The sequence below is a fragment of the Phascolarctobacterium succinatutens CAG:287 genome (assembly GCF_000434895.1).
GTDB classification, from domain to species: Bacteria; Bacillota; Negativicutes; order Acidaminococcales; family Acidaminococcaceae; genus Phascolarctobacterium_A; species Phascolarctobacterium_A succinatutens_A.
Window position 1 is genome coordinate 1 of record NZ_FR892776.1, and the last position, 20,475, is coordinate 20,475.

General features: G+C 50.0%; 19 protein-coding genes and 1 tRNA gene. 18 read left to right on the forward strand and 2 right to left on the reverse strand.

Annotation, left to right across the window (positions count from 1 at the left end):
- The first annotated feature begins 35 nt into the window (after positions 1 to 35).
- From BN587_RS03430 to BN587_RS03465, 8 genes are all read left to right on the forward strand, one after another.
- The gene (locus tag BN587_RS03430) at positions 36 to 479 is read left to right on the forward strand and encodes a Fur family transcriptional regulator (protein WP_021719754.1); all 444 of its coding nucleotides are present in this window, start codon (positions 36 to 38) and stop codon (positions 477 to 479) included.
- Between the two features lie 133 nt (positions 480 to 612).
- On the forward strand, positions 613 to 897 hold the full coding sequence (gene rpsF / locus BN587_RS03435; RefSeq protein ID WP_009145514.1) for a 30S ribosomal protein S6: 285 nt from the start codon (positions 613 to 615) through the stop codon (positions 895 to 897).
- A 3-nt stretch (positions 898 to 900) separates the two neighbouring features.
- Entirely contained in the window at positions 901 to 1,338 is a 438-nt protein-coding gene (locus BN587_RS03440; RefSeq protein WP_021719755.1) for a single-stranded DNA-binding protein, read from the forward strand.
- A gap of 18 nt (positions 1,339 to 1,356) precedes the next feature.
- Entirely contained in the window at positions 1,357 to 1,587 is a 231-nt protein-coding gene (gene rpsR, locus BN587_RS03445; protein ID WP_009145516.1) for a 30S ribosomal protein S18, read from the forward strand.
- Between the two features lie 32 nt (positions 1,588 to 1,619).
- Positions 1,620 to 2,666: an ABC transporter ATP-binding protein gene (locus BN587_RS03450; RefSeq protein ID WP_021719756.1), complete on the forward strand. Its 1,047-nt coding sequence runs from the start codon at positions 1,620 to 1,622 to the stop codon at positions 2,664 to 2,666.
- Positions 2,667 to 2,871: 205 nt separating this feature from the next.
- Entirely contained in the window at positions 2,872 to 3,579 is a 708-nt protein-coding gene (locus BN587_RS03455) for a TrmB family transcriptional regulator (RefSeq protein ID WP_021719757.1), read from the forward strand.
- Positions 3,572 to 4,861, forward strand: coding sequence for a diaminopimelate decarboxylase (locus BN587_RS03460; protein ID WP_021719758.1), 1,290 nt, complete (start codon positions 3,572 to 3,574; stop codon positions 4,859 to 4,861). The genes BN587_RS03455 and BN587_RS03460 overlap by 8 nt, the downstream gene beginning before the upstream one ends.
- 202 nt (positions 4,862 to 5,063) lie before the next feature.
- Complete coding sequence (locus BN587_RS03465) at positions 5,064 to 6,356, forward strand: L-cysteine desulfidase family protein (protein ID WP_021719759.1); 1,293 nt, start codon at positions 5,064 to 5,066, stop codon at positions 6,354 to 6,356.
- Positions 6,357 to 6,420: 64 nt separating this feature from the next.
- On the opposite strand, the gene BN587_RS03470 is transcribed toward BN587_RS03465, so the two are convergent.
- Positions 6,421 to 7,980 carry a ClC family H(+)/Cl(-) exchange transporter gene (locus BN587_RS03470; RefSeq protein ID WP_021719760.1) on the reverse strand — a complete coding sequence of 520 codons (1,560 nt, stop codon included), beginning with the start codon at positions 7,978 to 7,980 and terminating at the stop codon, positions 6,421 to 6,423.
- 118 nt (positions 7,981 to 8,098) lie between these two features.
- Entirely contained in the window at positions 8,099 to 9,100 is a 1,002-nt protein-coding gene (locus BN587_RS03475; protein WP_021719761.1) for a bile acid:sodium symporter family protein, read from the reverse strand.
- 212 nt (positions 9,101 to 9,312) lie between these two features.
- Here BN587_RS03475 and BN587_RS03480 point away from each other — a divergent pair, with 212 nt between their 5' ends.
- The 10 genes from BN587_RS03480 to BN587_RS03525 all read left to right on the forward strand — a co-directional run bounded on the left by BN587_RS03480 (position 9,313) and on the right by BN587_RS03525 (position 20,428).
- Positions 9,313 to 9,930 (forward strand): YigZ family protein, encoded by a 618-nt coding sequence (locus tag BN587_RS03480; RefSeq protein WP_021719762.1) that lies wholly within the window; start codon positions 9,313 to 9,315, stop codon positions 9,928 to 9,930.
- Between the two features lie 167 nt (positions 9,931 to 10,097).
- Positions 10,098 to 11,450 carry a replicative DNA helicase gene (dnaB, locus tag BN587_RS03485; protein WP_044484143.1) on the forward strand — a complete coding sequence of 451 codons (1,353 nt, stop codon included), beginning with the start codon at positions 10,098 to 10,100 and terminating at the stop codon, positions 11,448 to 11,450.
- A 338-nt stretch (positions 11,451 to 11,788) separates the two neighbouring features.
- On the forward strand, positions 11,789 to 13,081 hold the full coding sequence (gene purB / locus BN587_RS03490) for an adenylosuccinate lyase (protein ID WP_021719764.1): 1,293 nt from the start codon (positions 11,789 to 11,791) through the stop codon (positions 13,079 to 13,081).
- A 22-nt stretch (positions 13,082 to 13,103) separates the two neighbouring features.
- Positions 13,104 to 14,393 carry an adenylosuccinate synthase gene (locus tag BN587_RS03495; RefSeq protein ID WP_021719765.1) on the forward strand — a complete coding sequence of 430 codons (1,290 nt, stop codon included), beginning with the start codon at positions 13,104 to 13,106 and terminating at the stop codon, positions 14,391 to 14,393.
- A 102-nt stretch (positions 14,394 to 14,495) separates the two neighbouring features.
- Positions 14,496 to 14,571: transfer RNA gene (locus tag BN587_RS03500), tRNA-Lys, on the forward strand.
- Between the two features lie 171 nt (positions 14,572 to 14,742).
- Positions 14,743 to 15,696: a 2-hydroxyacid dehydrogenase gene (locus tag BN587_RS03505; RefSeq protein ID WP_021719766.1), complete on the forward strand. Its 954-nt coding sequence runs from the start codon at positions 14,743 to 14,745 to the stop codon at positions 15,694 to 15,696.
- A 7-nt stretch (positions 15,697 to 15,703) separates the two neighbouring features.
- The gene (locus BN587_RS03510; protein WP_021719767.1) at positions 15,704 to 17,203 is read left to right on the forward strand and encodes a helix-turn-helix transcriptional regulator; all 1,500 of its coding nucleotides are present in this window, start codon (positions 15,704 to 15,706) and stop codon (positions 17,201 to 17,203) included.
- A gap of 28 nt (positions 17,204 to 17,231) precedes the next feature.
- Positions 17,232 to 18,215 carry a helix-turn-helix transcriptional regulator gene (locus tag BN587_RS03515; protein ID WP_021719768.1) on the forward strand — a complete coding sequence of 328 codons (984 nt, stop codon included), beginning with the start codon at positions 17,232 to 17,234 and terminating at the stop codon, positions 18,213 to 18,215.
- Positions 18,216 to 18,312: 97 nt separating this feature from the next.
- Positions 18,313 to 18,996, forward strand: coding sequence for a hypothetical protein (locus BN587_RS03520; RefSeq protein ID WP_021719769.1), 684 nt, complete (start codon positions 18,313 to 18,315; stop codon positions 18,994 to 18,996).
- A 13-nt stretch (positions 18,997 to 19,009) separates the two neighbouring features.
- On the forward strand, positions 19,010 to 20,428 hold the full coding sequence (locus tag BN587_RS03525) for an Ig-like domain-containing protein (protein ID WP_021719770.1): 1,419 nt from the start codon (positions 19,010 to 19,012) through the stop codon (positions 20,426 to 20,428).
- The last annotated feature ends 47 nt before the right edge of the window (positions 20,429 to 20,475 follow it).

A 20,475-nucleotide genomic window follows, 5' to 3' on the forward strand; every position in this document is an offset into this window, starting at 1 on the left:
CGGTGAAAATTAAAGATATTATAGGGAGGTGTAGAATGAAGACTGATACAAAAGCTGCGGCAGATTATCGTGATTATCTGCATCGCTATGGATTAAAAAATACCCGTCACAGACAGCTTATTCTGCAGCTGCTACTGGCGAGTGAGGGTGTGCTGACAGCCGAGGATATTTATCAGCAGCTGTGTGAGCAGGGAGCAGAGATAAATTTTTCTACGGTTTATCGCATTCTGGAAAATTTTACGCAAAAGGGACTGACGGAAAAAAGCTTTTTGGCGGATGCACGCAAGTATGGTTTTGTACTGCATGCCTTGGGCCACCGTCATCGTCTTATTTGCCTGCGCTGTCACCGCATTGTGGAGGTAGACCATTGCCCAATTGCTGATTTTGAGGAGCAGCTGGCGGATAAAACGGATTTTGCCATCATGGGACATAACCTGGAATGGTATGGCTATTGTCCGCAGTGTCGCAAGCAGAAATAATAAGAAAATTTTTCTGAAAAAGCTTGCAAAGCAGCGTAAGTAATGATATAATTATTAAGCTTGTATATAACTATATATACTTCTTCTGCTCCCGGAGAGACGGGGGCCAAAGTCCAAAGGAGGAGGTGATTTCGTGAACGCATACGAAGTCATGTACATCGTTAAACCTGTTGAGGATGAGGCTTGTGAAGCAGTTGTTGCTAAATTCGAGAAACTCATCACTGCAAACGGTGGTAATGTAGAAAAAACCGATCGTTGGGGCAAAAGACGCCTTGCTTATGAGATTCAGGACCTGAATGAAGGTATCTATGTTCTCGTAACCTTCCAGGCTGACGCCGCTGCTGTTAAGGAACTTGATCGTGTTATGAAAATTACCGATGAAGTACTGCGCCATATGATTATCAGAAAGGGTGAATAATCAATGAACAAGATTATTCTGTTAGGCAGACTTACTAGAGATCCGGAAGTGCGTTATACGCCGACCGGTAAAGTTGTTTGTCAGTTTACTCTTGCAGTAGACAGACCTTTTGCCAATCAGGAAGGCCAAAGAGAAGCTGACTTTATTCCCGTAGTAATTTGGGGTAAACAAGCTGAGACATGCGGTAACAGTCTCACCAAAGGGCAGCGCGCGCTTGTTGAAGGCCGCCTGCAAATCCGTAGCTATGATGGTAAGGATGGCAACAAACGCTGGGTAACCGAAGTAATCGCTGATCGCTTCGAGTTTATTGAGCGCAAAGCTGATGCCGCTGCTGCTCATAGCAATCCGATTCGCTCTGCAGCTCCTGCTGCACCGGCACAAGATGGCGGCATGAGTGGTTTCGGACAACAGGTTCCCTTTGATGAGGAAATTCCATTCTAATTTAAGGGAGGTTATGCAATGAAACGCGAAAGAGGCAGAAGACCTAGAAGAAAAGTTTGCAGCTTCTGTGTTGATAAAGTTGAAGAAATCGATTACAAGGATGCAAATAAGCTGAAACGCTATATTACCGAACGTGGTAAGATTTTACCGCGCCGTATTTCCGGTACCTGCGCTAAGCACCAACGCCAATTGACCGTAGCAATCAAACGCGCTCGCTGCGTTGCTTTGCTGCCGTTCACCTGCGAATAATTCGCACGGCGGTTTAAACGAAACTTAAATAAATGGCTGAGGTAAGAATTGAGCATGTATTTAAACGTTTCGGCGCTGTAACTGCCGTAAACGATTTTGATTTAGTTGTAAAGGATGGCGAATTTGTTTCCATCCTCGGTCCTTCAGGTTGCGGTAAAACCACTACCCTGCGCATGATTGCAGGCTTTGAGCGTGCTACCGAAGGTGAAATTTATATCGGCGACCACTGCGTAAGCTCTTCTGTTAAGGGCAGCTTCGCTCCGCCGGAAAAACGTGACATCGGTATGGTATTCCAATCCTATGCTGTTTGGCCGCATATGACTGTTGCCGAAAACGTAGGCTATCCGTTGAAAATTCAAAAGGTAGATAAAAAGGAACGCGAAGAACGCGTACAGAAGATGCTGGAGCTGGTTCATCTGGGTGAATACAGCAAGCGTTATCCGCATCAGCTGTCCGGCGGTCAGCAACAGCGTGTTGCTTTGGCACGTGCGCTGGTAGCACAGCCCGGCCTGCTGCTGTTGGACGAGCCTTTGTCTAACCTGGATGCTAAGCTGCGTGAATCTATGCGCTTTGAAATCCTTGCTATTCAAAAGGAACTGGGCATCACCGTTGTCTATGTAACTCATGATCAGGGCGAAGCAATGGCAATGAGCGACCGCGTAGTTGTTATGAGTGCCGGCGTTGTACAGCAAATCGGCGCACCGCACGAAATTTATACCAAGCCTGCCAACAAAATGGTTGCGGACTTCATCGGTCTGGTTAACTTTATTGATGGCGAGGTTAAGGGTGACAGAGTATTCATTAAGGGCAGCAATGTTTCCTTCCCAAATACCGCTAAGGTTACCGGCGAAGCAACAATTGCCGTACGTCCTGAGAATATTACCATGTCCCTCAGCGGCGGTCAGGTGGAAGGTCAGGTAACTCACCGCTTCTACTTGGGCGATGCGGTTGACTATCGTGTAAATGTTCATGGTCATGATATCCGCGTTATCGTTAAGGGCGCAGACATTGATGCGATTCCTGACGGTTCCAAGGTATATCTGGACTTTGACAGAGTAATGGTTTTCGACAGGAACTAAGCTGAAAATATAAGACGGAGATAACGGATTAAATAGCTGTTATCTCCGTCTTTTTTTGTGTAAAAAACATAAAAAAACGGCAGTTAGCTATTGACAACTCGTCTAAATCGTAGTATAGTGGTCTTAAACAGGAACAATAATATAAATATGCGTCCAAAACGCAAAAAGTTCCGTCGCAAAAGCCGAAGAGCCGAATGAGGGTTTTATGAATTTAATTGAAGGTCTTACTAATTTTAATTTAACAAAGCAGGAAGCAACTCTGTATGTGCTGCTGCTGAAGTCCGGTCAGATGACCGGCTATGAAGCAGCCAAGCAGACCGGCATTTCGCGTTCCAACACTTATACTGCGCTGGCAGGACTGGTGGATAAGGGAGCAGCGTATGTGCTGGAGGAGGGCAAGGTAACACGCTATACTCCGGTGCCTGCTGCTGAATTTTGCAGCAACAAAATCAGTTGTCTGGAGGAGATAAAAAAAGATATACTCCAACAGCTGCCGGTGCTGAACAATGATCCTGAGGGGTATATCACCATTAAGGGTGCGCAAGAGATTATAAATAAAATGCGCAATACCGTGCGTCAGGCACAGGCAAGAATTTATCTGTCGGCTAACAGCAGAATGCTGGAGCTGCTGCTGCCGGAGCTGCAGGCTGCGTTGCAGCGGGGCTTGAAGGTAGTAGTTATCGGCGATAAAAGCTTTTCTTTGCCGGGAGCAATCTGCTACGGTACCAATAAGCAAAGCGAGCAGATTCGTCTGATTGCCGATTCACACACCGTTTTGACAGGAGATTTACAGAATGATGAGGATTCAACCTGTTTGTATTCCTGCAAACGCAATTTAGTTGATTTATTTAAGGAAGCGCTGCAGAATGAAATTGCGCTGATTAAATTACAGAAAGGTGATATAAATGTCTAAGAAAATTCCGTTTGTTACTAAAGAACAATTAGAAAAAATCGTTTCCCAATATCCTACTCCGTTCCATCTTTATGATGAGGCCGGCATCCGTCGCACCGCGCGTCTGGTGAACAAGGCCTTTTCCTGGAATAAGGGTTTCAAAGAATATTTCGCAGTAAAGGCTACTCCTAACCCCTATCTGCTGCAGATTCTGCGCGAAGAGGGCTGCGGTGCCGACTGCTCCTCTTATACCGAGCTTTTGATGAGCGATGCCGTAGGCTTTAAGGAGAGCGAGATTATGTTCTCTTCCAATGCAACTCCGGCAGAGGACTTTAAATTGGCTCGTAAATTGAATGTAACCATCAATCTGGATGATATTACTCATATTGACTTTTTGGAGAAGGTTGCCGACATTCCGGAAACCGTCTGCTGCCGTTACAATCCCGGCGGACATTTTGCCATTGCCAACAACATTATGGATAACCCCGGCGATGCAAAATACGGTATGACTCATGAGCAGATTATTGAGGCTTATAAAATCCTTAAGAGTAAGGGCGTAAAGAATTTCGGTATTCATGCCTTCCTGGCTTCTAATACCGTTACCAACGAATACTATCCGGAGCTGGCACGTATTCTGTTCGAGCTGGCAGTTGAGCTGAAGGAAAAAACCGGCGCGCATATCTCCTTTATCAACCTCAGCGGCGGTATCGGCATTGCCTATAAGCCTGAGCAGCAGGATAACGATGTACTGGCAATCGGCGAAGGCGTGCGCAAGGTGTTTGAAGAGGTGCTTGTACCTGCAGGCATGGGCGATGTTAAGCTGTTTACCGAGCTTGGCCGTTACATGCTGGCACCGAATGGCGCTCTGGTAACTACCGCTATTCACCAAAAGCATATTTATAAAGAATACATCGGCTGCGACGCTTGCGCTGCTAACCTGATGCGTCCCGCTATCTATGGCTCCTATCATCATATTACCGTTATGGGCAAGGAAAACGCTCCCTGCGACCATAAGTATGATGTAACCGGCGGCCTGTGCGAAAACAACGATAAATTTGCCGTAGACAGAATGCTGCCGGAAATTAATATCGGCGACCTGCTCTTTATTCATGATGCCGGTGCACATGGCTTCTCCATGGGCTATAACTATAACGGCAAGCTGCGCAGTGCTGAGCTGCTGCTGCAGGAGGACGGCAGTGTTAAAATGATTCGTCGTGCAGAAACCCCGGCAGATTATTTCGCTACCTTCGATTTTGGCGAATATGGCCCGAAGCTGGCAGAGGAAGCAAAGATTAAAATGTAAAAAACAACGCTTAGTGACGTTGTTTCACGAGGACTGAGGCCTGAGGGCTTCGGTCCTTTATTATTGTGTGATATAAGCACTTGCTTGAAAGCTGCTTTTGATTTAAAATATATAGTGAATTGTCGGAAGCTTTAGGCAATAATGCTTTCGAAAAAATTATCAGGCTGTGAGGGAATGCAGCTGAATTTTGGAGGATGTGCTTATGCAAAATAAATATGCTGTTTATGAGGAGGCGTTGGCGGAGGAGCTTATTCCCGCCATGGGCTGTACCGAGCCTATCGCCATTGCTTACTGTGCTGCTGTGTGTCGCGAGCAATTAGGAGCTTTCCCGGAGCAAATTGAAATCTGGGTTAGCCGTAATATTATTAAGAACGTTAAGAGTGTTGTTGTACCGAACACCAACAAGATGAAGGGCATCGAGGTTGCCTGCGCTGCCGGTGTCGTTGCCGCTCATTCCGAGCGTCAGCTGGAGGTTCTGGCTTATATTAACCAGGAGGAAAAGGCTGAAATTAAGGCGTTGGCTGAATCCGGCAAGATTAATATTCACGTTTCCGAAGAACCGGATATTTTCTATATCCGCATTTTCCTGGCAGCAGGCGGCAATAATGCCGAGGTAACTATCCGCACAGACCACACTAATGTTACCTGCATCAAGAAAAACGGTGTTACTATTTTGGAAAAACCGATTGTGCCTGCCGAAGAAGAGGCAAAGAGCCTGTGGAGAATTGAAGACGTTCTTGATGCGGCCCGCAATATGCCTTTAGATAACGTTAAACATTTGCTGCAACGCCAGATTGATTTCAATATGGCTATTTCTAAAGAAGGCCTGACTAATGATTACGGTGCAAGCATCGGCAAAATTTTATTGCGCCGTGACCCCGACAGCCTGCGTATCCGCGCACGTGCCAGCGCTGCTGCAGGCAGTGACGCGCGTATGAACGGCTGCGAGCTTCCGGTAGTAATTACCTCCGGCAGCGGCAACCAGGGTATTACCGCTTCCGTTCCTGTTGTTGTTTATGCACATGCACTGGCTGCAGGCGAAGAAAAAATGCTGCGTGCGGTACTGCTGAGCGACCTGGTTACCATCTACCTGAAGCAGGGTATCGGCAAGCTGTCTGCTTACTGCGGTGCTATCAGTGCCGGCTGCGGTGCCGGTGCGGCAATCGCTTTTCTGTATGACTGCACTGATGACCAGATTGAGCATGCTGTAGAAAATGCTCTGGCTATCAACAGCGGTATTATCTGCGACGGTGCTAAATCCTCCTGCGCAGCTAAAATTGCTATGGCTGTTGAAGGCGGTCTGATGGGCGTTGATATGTCCGTGGCAGAACGTAACTTTGCTGGCGGTGACGGCGTGGAAGAACTTAATTTTGCTGGCGGTGACGGCATTGTCCAAAATACTGCCGATGAAACTATTGCTGCAGTTGGTAAAATTGCCAGCCAGGGCATGGTAGAAACCGATAAAGAAATTATTGATGTAATGCTTGGCCTGTAAGCAAGGCAAAGATAAGAGAGTCTGCTATTTTAGCAGACTCTCTGTTTTTATGTACGGTATATAATTATTCTTCTACCATTTTCGTCAGCTCTTCCACGTGCTCGGTAGCTGTGAGAATATAGATGAAATCGCCGCTGAGCAGGCGTGTATCGCCTGCCGGGATGAGCTGAGATTCACCACGCTTGACATCTACTAAGAGGGTATTGGGCGGCCAGGGAATATCCTTGATAAGCTTGCCGCTGACACTGCTGCCGCTGCAAATTACCAGCTCGATGACATTGCGCTGTTCCAGTACAGCCGGTTCCGGCGCCTTTTTGTGCAGCATGCGCTGCATCAGCTCCTCGTAGATGGGCTTGCTGTGGCACAGCTCCGCAATGACGAAGGCTACCATAGCAGCAATCGCCAGCGAAAGCAGCTGCTGGTAGCTGGCAGTCATTTCCATAATCAGTACGGTGCCTGTGATAGGCGCGCGGACGGAGGAAGCAAAAAGCGCCGCCATAGCAACAACCATGATGTTGGTGGCGTAAGCAGGCTCAATCCAGCCAAGCATAATCAGAATCTGAGCACAAATGCTGCCGCAGAGAGCACCGATAACGAGCATCGGCAGGAAGAAGCCGCCGGGAACGCCGCAACCGTAGCTGATGAGCGTAAAAATCAGCTTGCCTGCAAGAAAAAGCAGCAAAAGCTGCAGTGGTACAGGTGCTTTGGCCAGATGGTTGATAAGATCGTTGCCGCCGCCCAAAACCTCGGGCAGAAAGTAGCCTAAAATGCCGGCGCAGATAAGGGCAAAGGCAATTTTCTCTACCGGACGCTTGAAGCAGGGCAGGCTGTAAAAGCGGCCGATGTTCAGCAGGCCCCAGTTAAAAATGACACCTGCCAGACCGCTGGCAAGAGCAACCAGAATGACGATGCCGTAATAGCCGATGGGAAGCAGCTGTAAGTCGGGGATATCAAAAATTGTCGCACGGCCGAAGATGGCGCGGGAAATAATCGTTGCAGTGAAGGCTGCGGCCATGGAAGGCAACAGAACCATGATGGAAAAATTGCGGTGCAGCTCTTCCAAAGCAAAGATTACACCGGCGAGCGGAGCGTTGAAGGCTGCCGCAAGACCGGCGCTGGCACCGCTGGTCAGCAGATAGCGTTCTTCCATGCGGGTGCGTCCCATGAGGCGGCTGACGCCCTGCGCAGCTACTGCGCCCAGCTGGATGGAAGGGCCTTCGCGTCCCAGGGAAAGACCGGCGCCGATGCCTATAATGCCGGCGGTGAGCTTAACCCAGAGAATGTGTAGCCAACGCATTTTCATCAGGCCTAAAATTGCTCCCTTAACCTGCGGAATGCCGCTGCCTGCCGCCATAGGCTCGATGCAATTGAGCTTGTGCAGGATAAAGGCGATGGCGATGAGCACGGCGAACCAGCAGGCGTTGATGCTCCAGTCGCTCACCCATAGGCGGTTGTAGAGCGCTCCGCGCAGGTATTCCATCTCCGAAAGGGCGAAGCGGAAGAAGCTGATGACTATACCGGCGAAGATACCGGTGAGGATACCCTCCGCAAACAGGCGCAGGCGGAAGCGGTGCATGTCGCTGAGCGAACGGTAGGTTTTGTATTTTTGTTCTTTATCGTCCATAAATATAACTCTTTTCTTCGAATTTTTGTAACTAATATTATAGCACAAAAATAACCTTATGGCGCAGTACCGAAGTACCGGTCATAAGGTTATTAATAATTTTCAGGTCAAATTTAATTTAAGCCTTGGCAGCTTCTGCTTCTACAGCTTCTTCCTTAGCGTAATCCGGATCAAATTTCGGGTTCAGGTAGTTCTGATAAGCCCATGCCAGCAGAGCACCGGAAATATTGTGCCATGCGGAGAAAACTGCACCGGGAACGGTTGCGGCAGGCAGAGCGGCAAAGTGTGCTTTTGCCAGACCGGTTGCCAAACCGGAGTTTTGCATACCAACTTCGATGGACAGAGCAACAGCCTTTTTCCAGCTGAGGCCGGTGAAGCGGGCGATGGCAAAGCCAAGGGCGTAACCGCAGCAGTTATGCAGAATAACTACCAGCAGAATCAGGCCGGGAGCCTTCAGAATCAGGTCACGGCTGGCACCGATAACACCTGCGATAATCAGAGAAATTGCAATGGAGGATACAGCCGGCAGATAGTCGGTTGCTGCTTCGGCGAGCTTGGGCAGGAAGGATTTAACAGCCAGACCTAAGCAGATAGGCAGAATAACGATTTGAACGATGCTCCAGAACATGCCTACCGGATCGAAGTTAATTTTTTCACCGATAATCATGTAGGTGATGAACGGAGTCAGAATCGGAGAAAGCACAGTGGAAACACTGGTCATGGTTACGGAAAGTGCAACGTCGCCCTTGGACATAAAGGTGATTACGTTGGAGGAGGTACCGCCGGGGCAGGTGCCTACCAGCACAACGCCGGTGGTCAGCGCCGGGTCCAGATTAAAGGCAACGGACAGCAGGTATGCCAGGAAGGGCATTACGAAATACTGAGCGCAGCAGCCGATGAGAATATCGAGCGGGCGTTTCAGTACCAGCGCGAAGTCCTTCAGGTTCAGTGTGGTGCCCATGCCGAACATTACGATACCGAGCATGCAGCTCAGGACGCTGATGCCGTGCACCTTGCCTAATACCCACAAAAAGTTCTGTGGCATTGTGAGGCCGAGAACCAGAAAAACGATGGCGATGATGCCAAAGAATTTGCCGATTAAAGCACAAAATTGTTTCATTATGAAATTACCTCTTTCCCTTAATAAAAAAATAATAATTTTAGAGAGTAGCATCAATGCTCTCTCCTTTGTCTGTAATGTCCACTATTATAACAAAGACAGAAGAGGAAATAAAGAGTTTGCTGTAAAAAACGGTAAAAAATTTTAAAAACAGCAGAATTGTGTTATAATGTTAATATAAATTGCGAAAAATACGGACGGAGGTACGCTACTTGTATACTATAAGCAGAGATTACCGCAAAGAAATTGTGATTGAAAAATCACGCTTTATCTGCTCGCTGAAAAAGGTTCACAGTGAAGCAGAGGCTCAGGAGTTCATTAAGGCCGTAAAAAAAGAGTTCTGGGATGCAACGCATAACTGCTCTGCCTATATCGTGGATGACCTGGCACAGCGCTCCAGTGACGATGGCGAGCCGAGCGGTACTGCCGGTATTCCTATGCTGGAGGTGCTGCGTAAGAACGGACTGACGGAAACAGCAGCCGTGGTGACACGTTACTTCGGAGGCATTAAGCTAGGCGCAGGCGGACTTGTGCGTGCTTACAGCGGCAGCGTGGCTGGCGCTGTGAAGGAAGCTGGCCTGGCGCAGAAAATTTTGCTGGGCTATTACAGCTTTTTATATGATGTGAACAGCGTCGGACGCATTCTGAACGTGCTTTATCAGCAGCAGCTTTTTGAGATTGCCGATGTGCAGTACGACCTGCGCGCAAAGGTTATCCTGAAGATGCGCGCGGAGCAAAAGGCAGAGGCCGAGGCTTGGCTGACCGAGAACCTCAATCAGCAGATAGAGCTGGAGCAGGAGGGCACCGAGTTCGCTGAGGTGGCGCTGTAGCTTTTAATAGGAAAAACTATACGAACAATCTCCCTTAGGCTATTGCTTGCGGGAGGTTGTTTTTGTTTTAGCATTGATACTGTTCAAATAAAAAGCTTTCAGCTTTGTAGCAAATAATGTATAATAATATGAATGAAAAGATTACTGACAGGAGGTAGAAGCGAGTGATTGAAGAAAGAGTGCCACCGCAAAATATAGAAGCGGAGCAGGCTGTGCTTGGCGCGATGCTGATTGATAAAGAAGCTATTGCCAAGGCGACCGAAGTGCTGTCGGCGGATGATTTTTACCGCGAAGCACATCGCGTTATCTTTAGTGCGATGCTGGAGCTTTATAATAAAAATGAAGCAGTAGATATGGTTACTGTTACGGAAATCCTCAAGCGTGACAATAAGCTGGAGGATATCGGCGGCATTGCCTACATCACCAGTCTGGCGAATGTGGTGCTGACGGCGGCCAACGTTAAGTACCATGCGGAGATTGTTGCTGAAAAGTCGGTTTTGCGCCAGCTTGTGCGTGTTTCTACCGAAATTGCGGCTATGGGCTACGAGGCTAACGATGATGTCGGCACGCTGCTGGATACAGCGGAAAGCCGCATTCTGGAAATTTCCAATCGTAAGAAAAAGGCGGATTTTACGCCGATTAATGATATCCTGATGGATAGCGTGCAGAGCATTGAAAGCCTGTTGCAGAACAAGGGCGGCCTTACCGGTATTCCGGCTGGCTTTGCAGATCTGGATAAGCTGACGAGCGGTCTGCACCCTTCCGATTTTATTATTTTGGCGGCACGTCCGTCCATGGGTAAAACTGCGCTGGCACTGAACATTGTGCAGAATGTGGCACTGCGTGCACATAAGGCTATCGGCGGCGAGCCGCGCAGTGTAGCTTTCTTCAGTTTGGAAATGAGCAAGGAGCAGCTGGTTAACCGTATGCTGTGCGCCGAAGCCGGCATCGACAGCCAGCGCCTGCGCGTTGGCGAGATGCATGACGAGGACTGGACGCACCTTTGGGATGCCTGCGATACGATGAGCCGTGCCAAAATTTATATTGATGATACAGCAGGTATTACGGCGATGGAAATGCGCAGCCGTGCACGCCGCCTGAAGGCAGAGCATGGCCTGGATTTGATTGTTGTCGATTACCTGCAGCTGATGCAGGGCAGCGGCAAGCGTAATAATTCCGGCGACCGTCAGCAGGAGGTTTCGGAAATTTCCCGCTCGCTGAAGGCCTTGGCGCGTGAGCTGGATGTGCCGGTGCTGGCGCTGTCACAGCTGAGTCGTAGCGTAGAGTCGCGTCAGGTTAAACGCCCCATGCTCAGTGACCTGCGTGAATCTGGTTCTTTGGAGCAGGATGCTGATATCGTAGCATTCCTGTACCGCGAGGATTACTACAATCCGGAAACGGAAAACAAGCACACCGAGCTGATTATTGCTAAGCATCGTAACGGTCCGGTTGACACTGTTAATCTGTTCTTCCAGAAGCAGTTCACCAAATTTGTCGGCTTTACGAAGCGCGAAAGCTGAGCATAAAATACAGCGACATAATAAAAGTCCCGGGATTTTAACATCTCGGGACTTTTTGAGTATTGCATGGAGCATTGCCTGATGGGGGTTAAAAGCGTGAAAATTATTCTCTTGACAAAAGATTTTTTCTGATAAGTGTAAAAAAGCTTACAAGGAAGCTGCGAAGAAAAACCGAATATTTTACCTAAAATCAACAAAAAATGTTCATAAAGCTTGCGATAAGACGCGGAAAATGATATGATATTTATGCAACAAAGTGTAGTGAAGAATCTGAAGGTAATATCTGTGGCTTTCAGATGTTTTTTCATGAATAAAATTGTCTTGGGAGGCATACAAAAATGATTGATCGTTATACTCATCCTGAAATGGGTAATATCTGGACACTCGAAAATGAATTCCGTACCATGCTGAAGGTAGAAATTCTGGCTTGCGAGGCTATGAACAAACTGGGCATTGTGCCTGACGAAGCGCTGAAGGATATTCAGACGAAGGCTGACTTCCGTCTGGACCGCATTAAGGAAATTGAAGCAGTTACCAACCATGATGTTATTGCTTTCCTGACTAATGTGGCTGAGTATGTAGGCGATGCGTCCAAATACATTCACAAAGGCCTGACCTCCAGCGACGTAAAGGATACTGCACTGTGCTACATGACCGTACAATCCGCAGACCTGATTATGCGTCATCTGGTAAACTTCCATGAAATTCTGCGCCGTCGTGCCGCTGAATTCAAATATACCGTTATGATCGGCCGTACTCACGGTATCCACGCAGAACCGATGACCTTCGGTATGAAATTCCTGCTGTGGTCCGCTGAAATCGAGCGTAACATCGAACGTCTGAAACAAGCGCGTGAAATGATGGCAGTCGGCAAGCTGTCCGGTGCTGTAGGCACTTACTCCAACATCGATCCGTTTGTAGAAAAATATGTCTGCGAAAAGCTGGAGCTCACTCCGGTACGCCTGGCAACTCAGGTTATCCAACGTGACCGTCATGCACATTTCATGACTACTCTGGCAATCATCGGTTCCTCTCTGGATAAGATGGCAACCGAAATCCGTAACCTGCAGCGTACCGATATCCGTGAAGCTGAAGAATATTTTGCACCCGGCCAAAAGGGTTCTTCCGCTATGCCGCATAAACGTAATCCTATCACCTGTGAAAAGGTTTCCGGTATGGCTCGCCTGCTGCGCGGCTATGCAGTAGCAGCTCTGGAGGATGTAACCCTGTGGCATGAACGCGATATCTCCCATTCTTCCGTAGAACGCGTTATTCTGCCGGACGCAACTATTGCTCTGGACCATATGCTGCGTAAGTTCTCCAACATCATCGATAAGCTGCTGGTATATCCTGATGCAATGATTGCCAACATGAACAAAACCGGCGGTCTGATTTTCAGCCAAAACCTGCTGATTGCTCTGGTTACCAAAGGTGTACTGCGTGAGGACGCTTACAAATGGGTACAACGCAACGCTATGGCACGTTGGCTGCAAGGCGCTGACTTCAAGACCAACGTTGAAGCTGACCCGGATATCAAAAAATATCTGACCGACGAAGAGGTTGAGCATTGCTTCGATCCGAAACCGATGCTGCGCCACGTTGACGAGATTTTTGCTAGATTTGGTTTATAATTTTGATAAGGAGTGACTGCTAATGTCATCTGTTGTAGTTTTAGGTGCCCAATGGGGCGATGAGGGTAAAGGTAAAATTGTTGACTATTTGGCGCAAAAGGCTGACGCTGTAGTTCGTTACAGCGGCGGCTCCAATGCAGGCCATACCGTTGTAGTTAACAACATTAATTATAAGCTGCGTCTGCTGCCCTCCGGCGTACTGTTTAATGATAAGACTAACGTTCTGGGCAATGGCGTTGTAATCAACCCCGGCGTTGTGCTGGCTGAAATCGCCGGCATGAAGGAAAAGGGCATTGATTGCAGCAATCTGGTTATTTCTGACCGTGCACACGTTGTTCTGCCGTATCATCAACGTCTTGATGAGCTGCAGGAGGAAGCACTGGGCAATCACAAAATCGGCACCACCAAAGGCGGCATCGGCCCCTGCTACATGGATAAGGTTGCTCGCGTAGGCATCCGTATCTGCGATTTGATGGAGCCAGAAACCTTTGCTGATAAGCTGAAGGTTAATCTGGAAGCAAAAAATGCTATTATCACCAAAATTTACGGTGCAGAACCGTTTGACTATGATACCGTACTGAAGGAATATCTGGCTTATGCAGAAGAGTTGCGTCCGTACGTTGCCGATACCGGCGTTGTTATGGATGAGCTGTTCAGCGCCGGCAAAAACGTTCTGTTTGAAGGCGCACAGGCTACCTTCCTTGATATCGACCATGGTACCTATCCGTATGTTACCAGCTCCAACCCGACTGCAGGTAATGCCTGCACTGGCAGTGGCGTAGGTCCCAGCTTCATCGACCATGTTGTTGGCGTAGTTAAGGCTTATACCACCCGTGTTGGCGAAGGTCCCTTCATCACCGAGCTGCTGGATACCGACGGCCCCGGCAACCAAATCCGCGAAACCGGCCATGAATACGGCACCGTAACCGGTCGTCCGCGTCGCTGCGGCTGGCTGGATGCTTTCATGCTGCGTTACAGCGCACGCCTGAACAGCCTGGATTATCTGGCAATTACCCGTCTGGATATCCTCGACCAAATGCCGAAGATTAAAATGTGCGTTGGCTACAAGATTGGCGATGAGGTTCTCAAACGCATTCCTGCAAGCTTGAACGTTCTGGCTAAGGTTGAGCCGATTTTCGAAGAGTTCGACGGTTGGATGACCGATATCAGCGGCATCCGCAACTATGACGAGCTGCCGGAAAACGCTAAGAAATATCTGGCTAAAATCAGCGAGGTATCCGGTGTTGAGCTGGGTATTATCTCTGTTGGTCCTAACCGTGAGCAGACCATCGTTCTGAAAGAGCTGCTGTAAGCTTAGGCTGCTGAAAAAAACAGCAACAATATTTTAAAAAGCACTTGACTTTCCTTGTGTTAGTCTGTATACTATTAATGTTGCTAATTTATGGCGACAAATGATTCACTAGCTCAGTTGGTAGAGCACCTGACTTTTAATCAGGGTGTCCCGAGTTCGAGTCTCGGGTGAATCACCAACGAAAATATGCCGTTCTTCGAAAGAAGAGCGGCTTTTTTGTATTTGCGGACGCAAATACTCATGAAGGCAGACACCGGCCCTGAAAAATTCCTCCTTGCTAATCAATTCCTGCGGTAGTAATATGTAGATGATAAGTAAAAAAATTACAGGCTTTTTCGGAGGTGCTTTGATGAAAATAGTAGTTATGGAGCCGTTAGGCGTAAAGATGGAACAGATAAATGCCTTGGCAGCGCCGTTGCAGGCTGCAGGCCATGATTTTGTATATTATACCGCAAAAGAAACAGATCAGGAGAAGCTGCTGGCACGTGTACAGCAGGCAGATGTTATCATGCTGGCCAACCAGCCGCTGAGTGCGGAGATTATCAACGCCTGCCCTAATTTGAAAATGCTGTCTGTAGCCTTTACCGGTGTAGACCATATTGCGCTGGCTGCCTGCCGTGAGCGCGGTGTGATGGTGTGCAATGCCGCAGGCTATTCCACCAATGCGGTAGCAGAGCTGACCTTCGGCCTGGCTATCAGCGTTATCCGCAACATCGTTCCCTGTGATGCACGCTGCCGTCAGGCAGGAACGAAGGATGGCCTGGTAGGCTTTGAGCTTTTCGGCAAAACCTTCGGCGTAGTCGGCACTGGTGCGATTGGCAGCAGAGTGGCGAAGATTGCCGCTGCCTTCGGCTGCAGGGTGCTGGCCTACAGCCGTACTCCGAAGGCAGAGCTGCAGGCTGACGGTGTACGCTATGTAAGTCTGGATGAGCTTTTGGCTGCCAGCGATTTTGTCAGCCTGCATGTGCCGCTGACGGACGCAACCCGCGGACTGATTAACGCCGAGGCTATTGCCAAGATGAAGCCGACGGCCGTACTGCTGAATACTGCGCGCGGTCCTGTTGTGGACAGCGAGGCGCTGGCACAGGCGCTGAACGAAGGCCGCCTTGCCGGCGCAGGCATTGACGTGTTTGAGGGAGAGCCGCCGATTGCACCGGAGCATCCTCTGTGCCATGCAAAGAACACCGTGCTGACACCGCACGTGGCCTTCGCCAGCGCCGAAGCACTGGCTGCACGTGCTGACATCGTCTTTGCCAACATCGAACAATGGCTGGCAGGCACACCGCAGAACGTAATTAAGTAAAAACACTATGAAAAGGCTCAATAATTTATATTATTCCAAGAGAATAAAAGAGCTTTTGGCAGAGCTGCAGACAGCGGGAACGACGCTGGTTGTTGCTCCCATGGGCTACGGCAAAACACTGGCAGTGCAGTACTTTTTGCAGGAGCAGGAGCGCTGCGGCAAAAAGGTACTGCGCCAGAGTATTTACGGCGCCGGTGCCGAAGCCTTCTGGCATGGAGTGTGCCACAGCTGGCAAAATACGGAGCTGGGCGCTGCGCTGCTGCAGCAGTCTTTGCCTGCCGATGCCAACGCCAAAACGCTGGTACTGGAGCTGTTCCGTCAGCTGCTGCCGCAGGAGCCTGTCTATTGGTTTATAGATGATTTGCATCTGTTGGAGAGCAGCGAGGCGGTTGACTTTCTTTTTGCTCTGAGCAAGGCAGGCTTTGCTGATTTGCACCTGCTGCTGGTAAGCAGAGGGCAGATTTTTGACAGCAGCCGTCTGCTGGAGCTGGGACGTAAGGTCTTTTGCCTTGATAAGCATGACCTGGCGCTGCAGCGTGACGAGCTGGCGGAATACAGCAGCAGATGCGGACTGCAGCTTACAACGCAGCAGCTGGATGCTTTGCATGAGGCCTGCGAGGGCTGGTTTTCCGTTACCTATCTTAACTTTTTGAATTACGACAGGTATCAGCGCTTTTGCCTTGATACAGGCAGCGTTTATGAGATGATAGCCAATGTACTGCTGCGGCCGCTGCCGTTGGAGCAGCAGCGCTTGCTGCTGCTTATGGGGCAGCCGGAGGAATTTACGCCGGAGCAGGTGGCCTTTGCCTACGGCACAAGCTGCAGAGAGTCTGTAAGCAGACTGCTGGAATGCAACGCCTTTATTATCAGGCTGGCCAACGGCAGACTGCGCTGTCACCATATGCTGAAGCAGGCAACACGGCATGCGTTCGGCCTGCTGCCGGAGGCTGAGCAGCAAAGGTACTTCCGTCGTTTGGGACAATGGTACGCACAGCAGAAGGAGTACGAGGAAGCGTTGGACTGGCTGTACCGCGGCCGTGATTTTGACGGTCTGCTGGCTGCAGTGCAGCAGCTGCGCGACTGGTCGATGCGCCCGCAGCACAGGCAGCATCTTTTCGACTGGCTGCGCGAATGTCCGCCGGAAATCTTGTGGCAGTATCCGCAGGCGGTGCTGATAATTATGCGCCGCATGTTTTCGCTGAACATGGTGCCGGAAATGCTGCAGGTTAAGGAATGGTACGTGACGGCGCTGGAGCGCAATACTGCCATCAGCCAGCGCGAGCGCGATAATTATTACGGCGAGCTGGAGGTTATTCTGAGCTTTTTGGCCTTCAACAGCATCACCGGTATGAGCGAGCATCATCGGCGTGCCTACAAGCTGCTGAGCGGCGCTCCGCAGACGCTCAGCAAGCAGGGCATCTGGACCTTCGGCGCGCCCAGTGTTTTGGGGCTGTATTTGCGCACGGGCTGCAGTCTGCGGCAGACTGTGGAGGATATGCAGGAATGAATGCCGCCGTACTATCTGCCGAGCGGGTATGCCGCCGTACTATCTGCTGAGCGGCTGGCACGGTGCCGGAGCCGCCGAGCTGACGGAGGCGGAAGCACTTTTGCTGCAGGGACGCATTGACGAAATGGATATGCCTCTGCAGAAGGCGTATTATCAGGCGGAAAAGCATGGACAGGAGTGCATTACTATCTGCTGTGATTTTCTGGAGATGCAGCGCGATCTTTTCCGCGGCGTTTACAGCAGTAAGGCGGAGGCCTACAGCCGCCATCAGTGGCAGCTGCAGCCGTGGAAGCAGAGCATGCTGCTGAATACTGCCGATATGTGCGCCGGCTTTTACTATGCATTGCTGGGCAAGCCGGAATATATCCCAAGCTGGCTGACGGACGGAAACGGACAGCAGCCTTCGGTGCTTTATCCTGCGCGTCCCTGCCGCAACTATATCAGCGCCCAGTGCCTGCTGGCACAAGGGCAGTATACGGAACTTTTGGTGCGCTGGTCCGACTGGGAGCAGGAATGCCGTCCCTACAGTAATTTTTTATGCCTGCTGTATTTGCAGGTGCAAAGGGCAGCGGCCTTTGCCGGAAGAGGCGATGTAACGAGCTGCCGCGCTTCGCTGAAGCAAGCGCTGGCAATGGCTGAGGCGGATAAGCTTGTGCTGCCGTTGGCGCAGAACATAGCGCTGCTGCGTCCGTATCTGGAGCAGGAGCTGCAAGGCGAATTTTCAGCAGCGGCGGCAGCGGCGCTGCACCTGGGGCAGCAGCTGGAGGCGGGGCGGGGGCAGATTATGTCCGCACGCTTTGCCGAAGCAGGCCTGCAGGAGCTGACGGAGCAGGAGCTGCAGATAGCGCAGCTGGCGGCGGCACGCCATACGAACAGGGAGATTGCGCAAAGATTGTCGCTGTCGGAGGGGACGATTAAGCAATATCTCAACAAAATTTTTGCCAAGCTGCAGATTGATGCGGCGGCCAAAAATAAAAGACATCAGCTGGAGCGCTTTTTCCCAAATTCTTAACTAAAGGTTACTTATAGTTATTTTTGACCCGGTATATACTTTAAATGAAGAAGTATATGCCGGGTCTTTTTATATCCGGCGGTTAGGAGGCGGAAAAATGAAACGGCTGAAGGTTGTGCTCGGGGCGTGCCTGGCGATGCTCGTAGCCTTTACGGCATTGGCGTGGGCGGCGACGCAGTACAAAACAACTATTAAGGTAAACGGTACCAAGCTGAATGTGCAGCGCTATGTAGAGGGCAAGGGGTCTATGAAGGATAAGGCGGTGCTGCTCAATAAGGATAATAAGGTTGTTGTGCGTTGGAAGCAGCGCGAGCTGAAAAAATGGTACTATGACGGTGATAAATATTTCCGCTTTGTACCCTACAGCTATGATATGAAAAACCTGAAGCCCGGCAGATATCGCTTGGTAACGACCAGCAGCTTCGGCAAGGGCGGTGCGGTTAAAAAGACTGTCAACATCAGCTACAAGCCGCAGAGCAAGATGCAGTTCCGTGCGTCCAAGATTATCCGCAAGGGCAACGGCGATGTTTACCAGCGTCTGTATTTCAAAAAGAACAATTCTACGGGCAAGACCTGCTATGCCCAGATTTTCAATAAAAACAACAAGCTGGTCTACAGCACGAAATATAAGGCAAGAAATGCCAATCAGGATTTTGCCTTCAGCTGGAACGGCTGGGCGAGTGGCAAGAGCGGCAAAAAATGTGCTAAGGGCGTATATACCGTGAAGTATTGGATGGATGGCGTTAATCCCAAAACTGCCAAGTTCCGTCTGAGCATTTGAGGAGGGGAGCATAATGAAAGAAAAAATGATGCGTATTATCGTAGCTGTTATGCTTACCCTGCTGCTGTGCAGCCTGACGCTGCTGGCAGGCGCCGCCTCCAAAAATGACTGGAAGAATACGGCAGGTTGCTATGTGTGGACAGAAAGCAGTCAGTATAATAACGGCGTGCTGAATATCAAGCCTTTGGGCGATGATAAATACCTTTATGAGCTGAAGGTTATGCGTGGCAGCGAGGAAGAGGACAGTGCGGAGGAGTTCGTTACTGCCGGTGTTTTTGAAATTAATGAAGATGGCGACGGTATTGCCGAGGTAGATTACCAAAATAATGATACGGTGGAGCTGCGCTTCGTACTGAAGGACAAGAGCATTACCGCCTATCAGGACGGACCGCTGCCGCTTGATGTTCAGGGTGAATACAGATTTAACGAGGACAGCTTTGATGTATCCGAGGCTGCTGCCGCCGCGCTGCTTGCCGGCCTGCCGGAAAAACAGACGGGCTTGCCGGAGGATGTTGATGATTATAAGCTGCTCTATGCGGAGGAGCCGGTGGACGGATGGTTCTATCAGCTGACGGCACTGGATGATGAGGGCGAGGTTATTGCCAAATTTTTGGTAGCTGCCGATTTGAGCGCTGTGTACCGCAACGATAAAGAGGATGAGGTAAGCCTTATTTACGGTGACCCAATCAATATGTTGGCTGCCAAAAGAGCACCGCTTGTAGAGGAGGATGAGCTTGAAGGCCCTGCAATCGAAAGCGGCGAGCTGGAGGGTGACGAGGATGCGCCCGACCTGCCTGCAACCGCAGCTTCCGAGCTTAGTCCGTTGGTGACGGTGGCTCCGGAGGAGGCCAGCCTGAAGGTGGGCGAGCGTACACGCATAGTTGCTTCGCTGCCGGGCTGCGTAGGCTATAATGTAACGGATTTGCGTTCCTCCAATAGTGATATAGTGAAGGTGGACGGCGATGTGCAGCTTTTGGCTGTGAAGCCGGGAACTGCGACGATTACCGGGAAGCTGCTGCTGGAAAAGGGAGAAAAGGCCTTTATGACGCAGATTACTGCCTATGAGCCGAAGCTGGAGGCTCCGAATCTGCCGGCGAACTTGGGAATAGACGAGGCGCTGAAGCTGGAGGCCTACGTTGTGGGCGAGGCTGACGGCGTGACACCGGAGTGGAGCGTGAGCGATGAAAAAATTGCCGTGATTGAAGATGGCAAGCTGATCGGTAAGGCTGACGGCGTTGTTACCGTTACGGCAGTCCACGGCGAGATGAAGAGCCAATGGCCGGTGGCTGTGGGCACTGCGGAGCTGCCTGTTGCCGAGGATGAGGAAGAAAATGAGGATGACGATGATGGCTTTGGCTGGCTGACGATTATCGGCGGCATTATTATCATCGGTGGTGCTGCCTTCTTTTTCCTGCGCAGAAAACGCAAATGATAAGCTGATGCTGTAAAGCGTTATGCTTACCGAAAAAAATAATATGA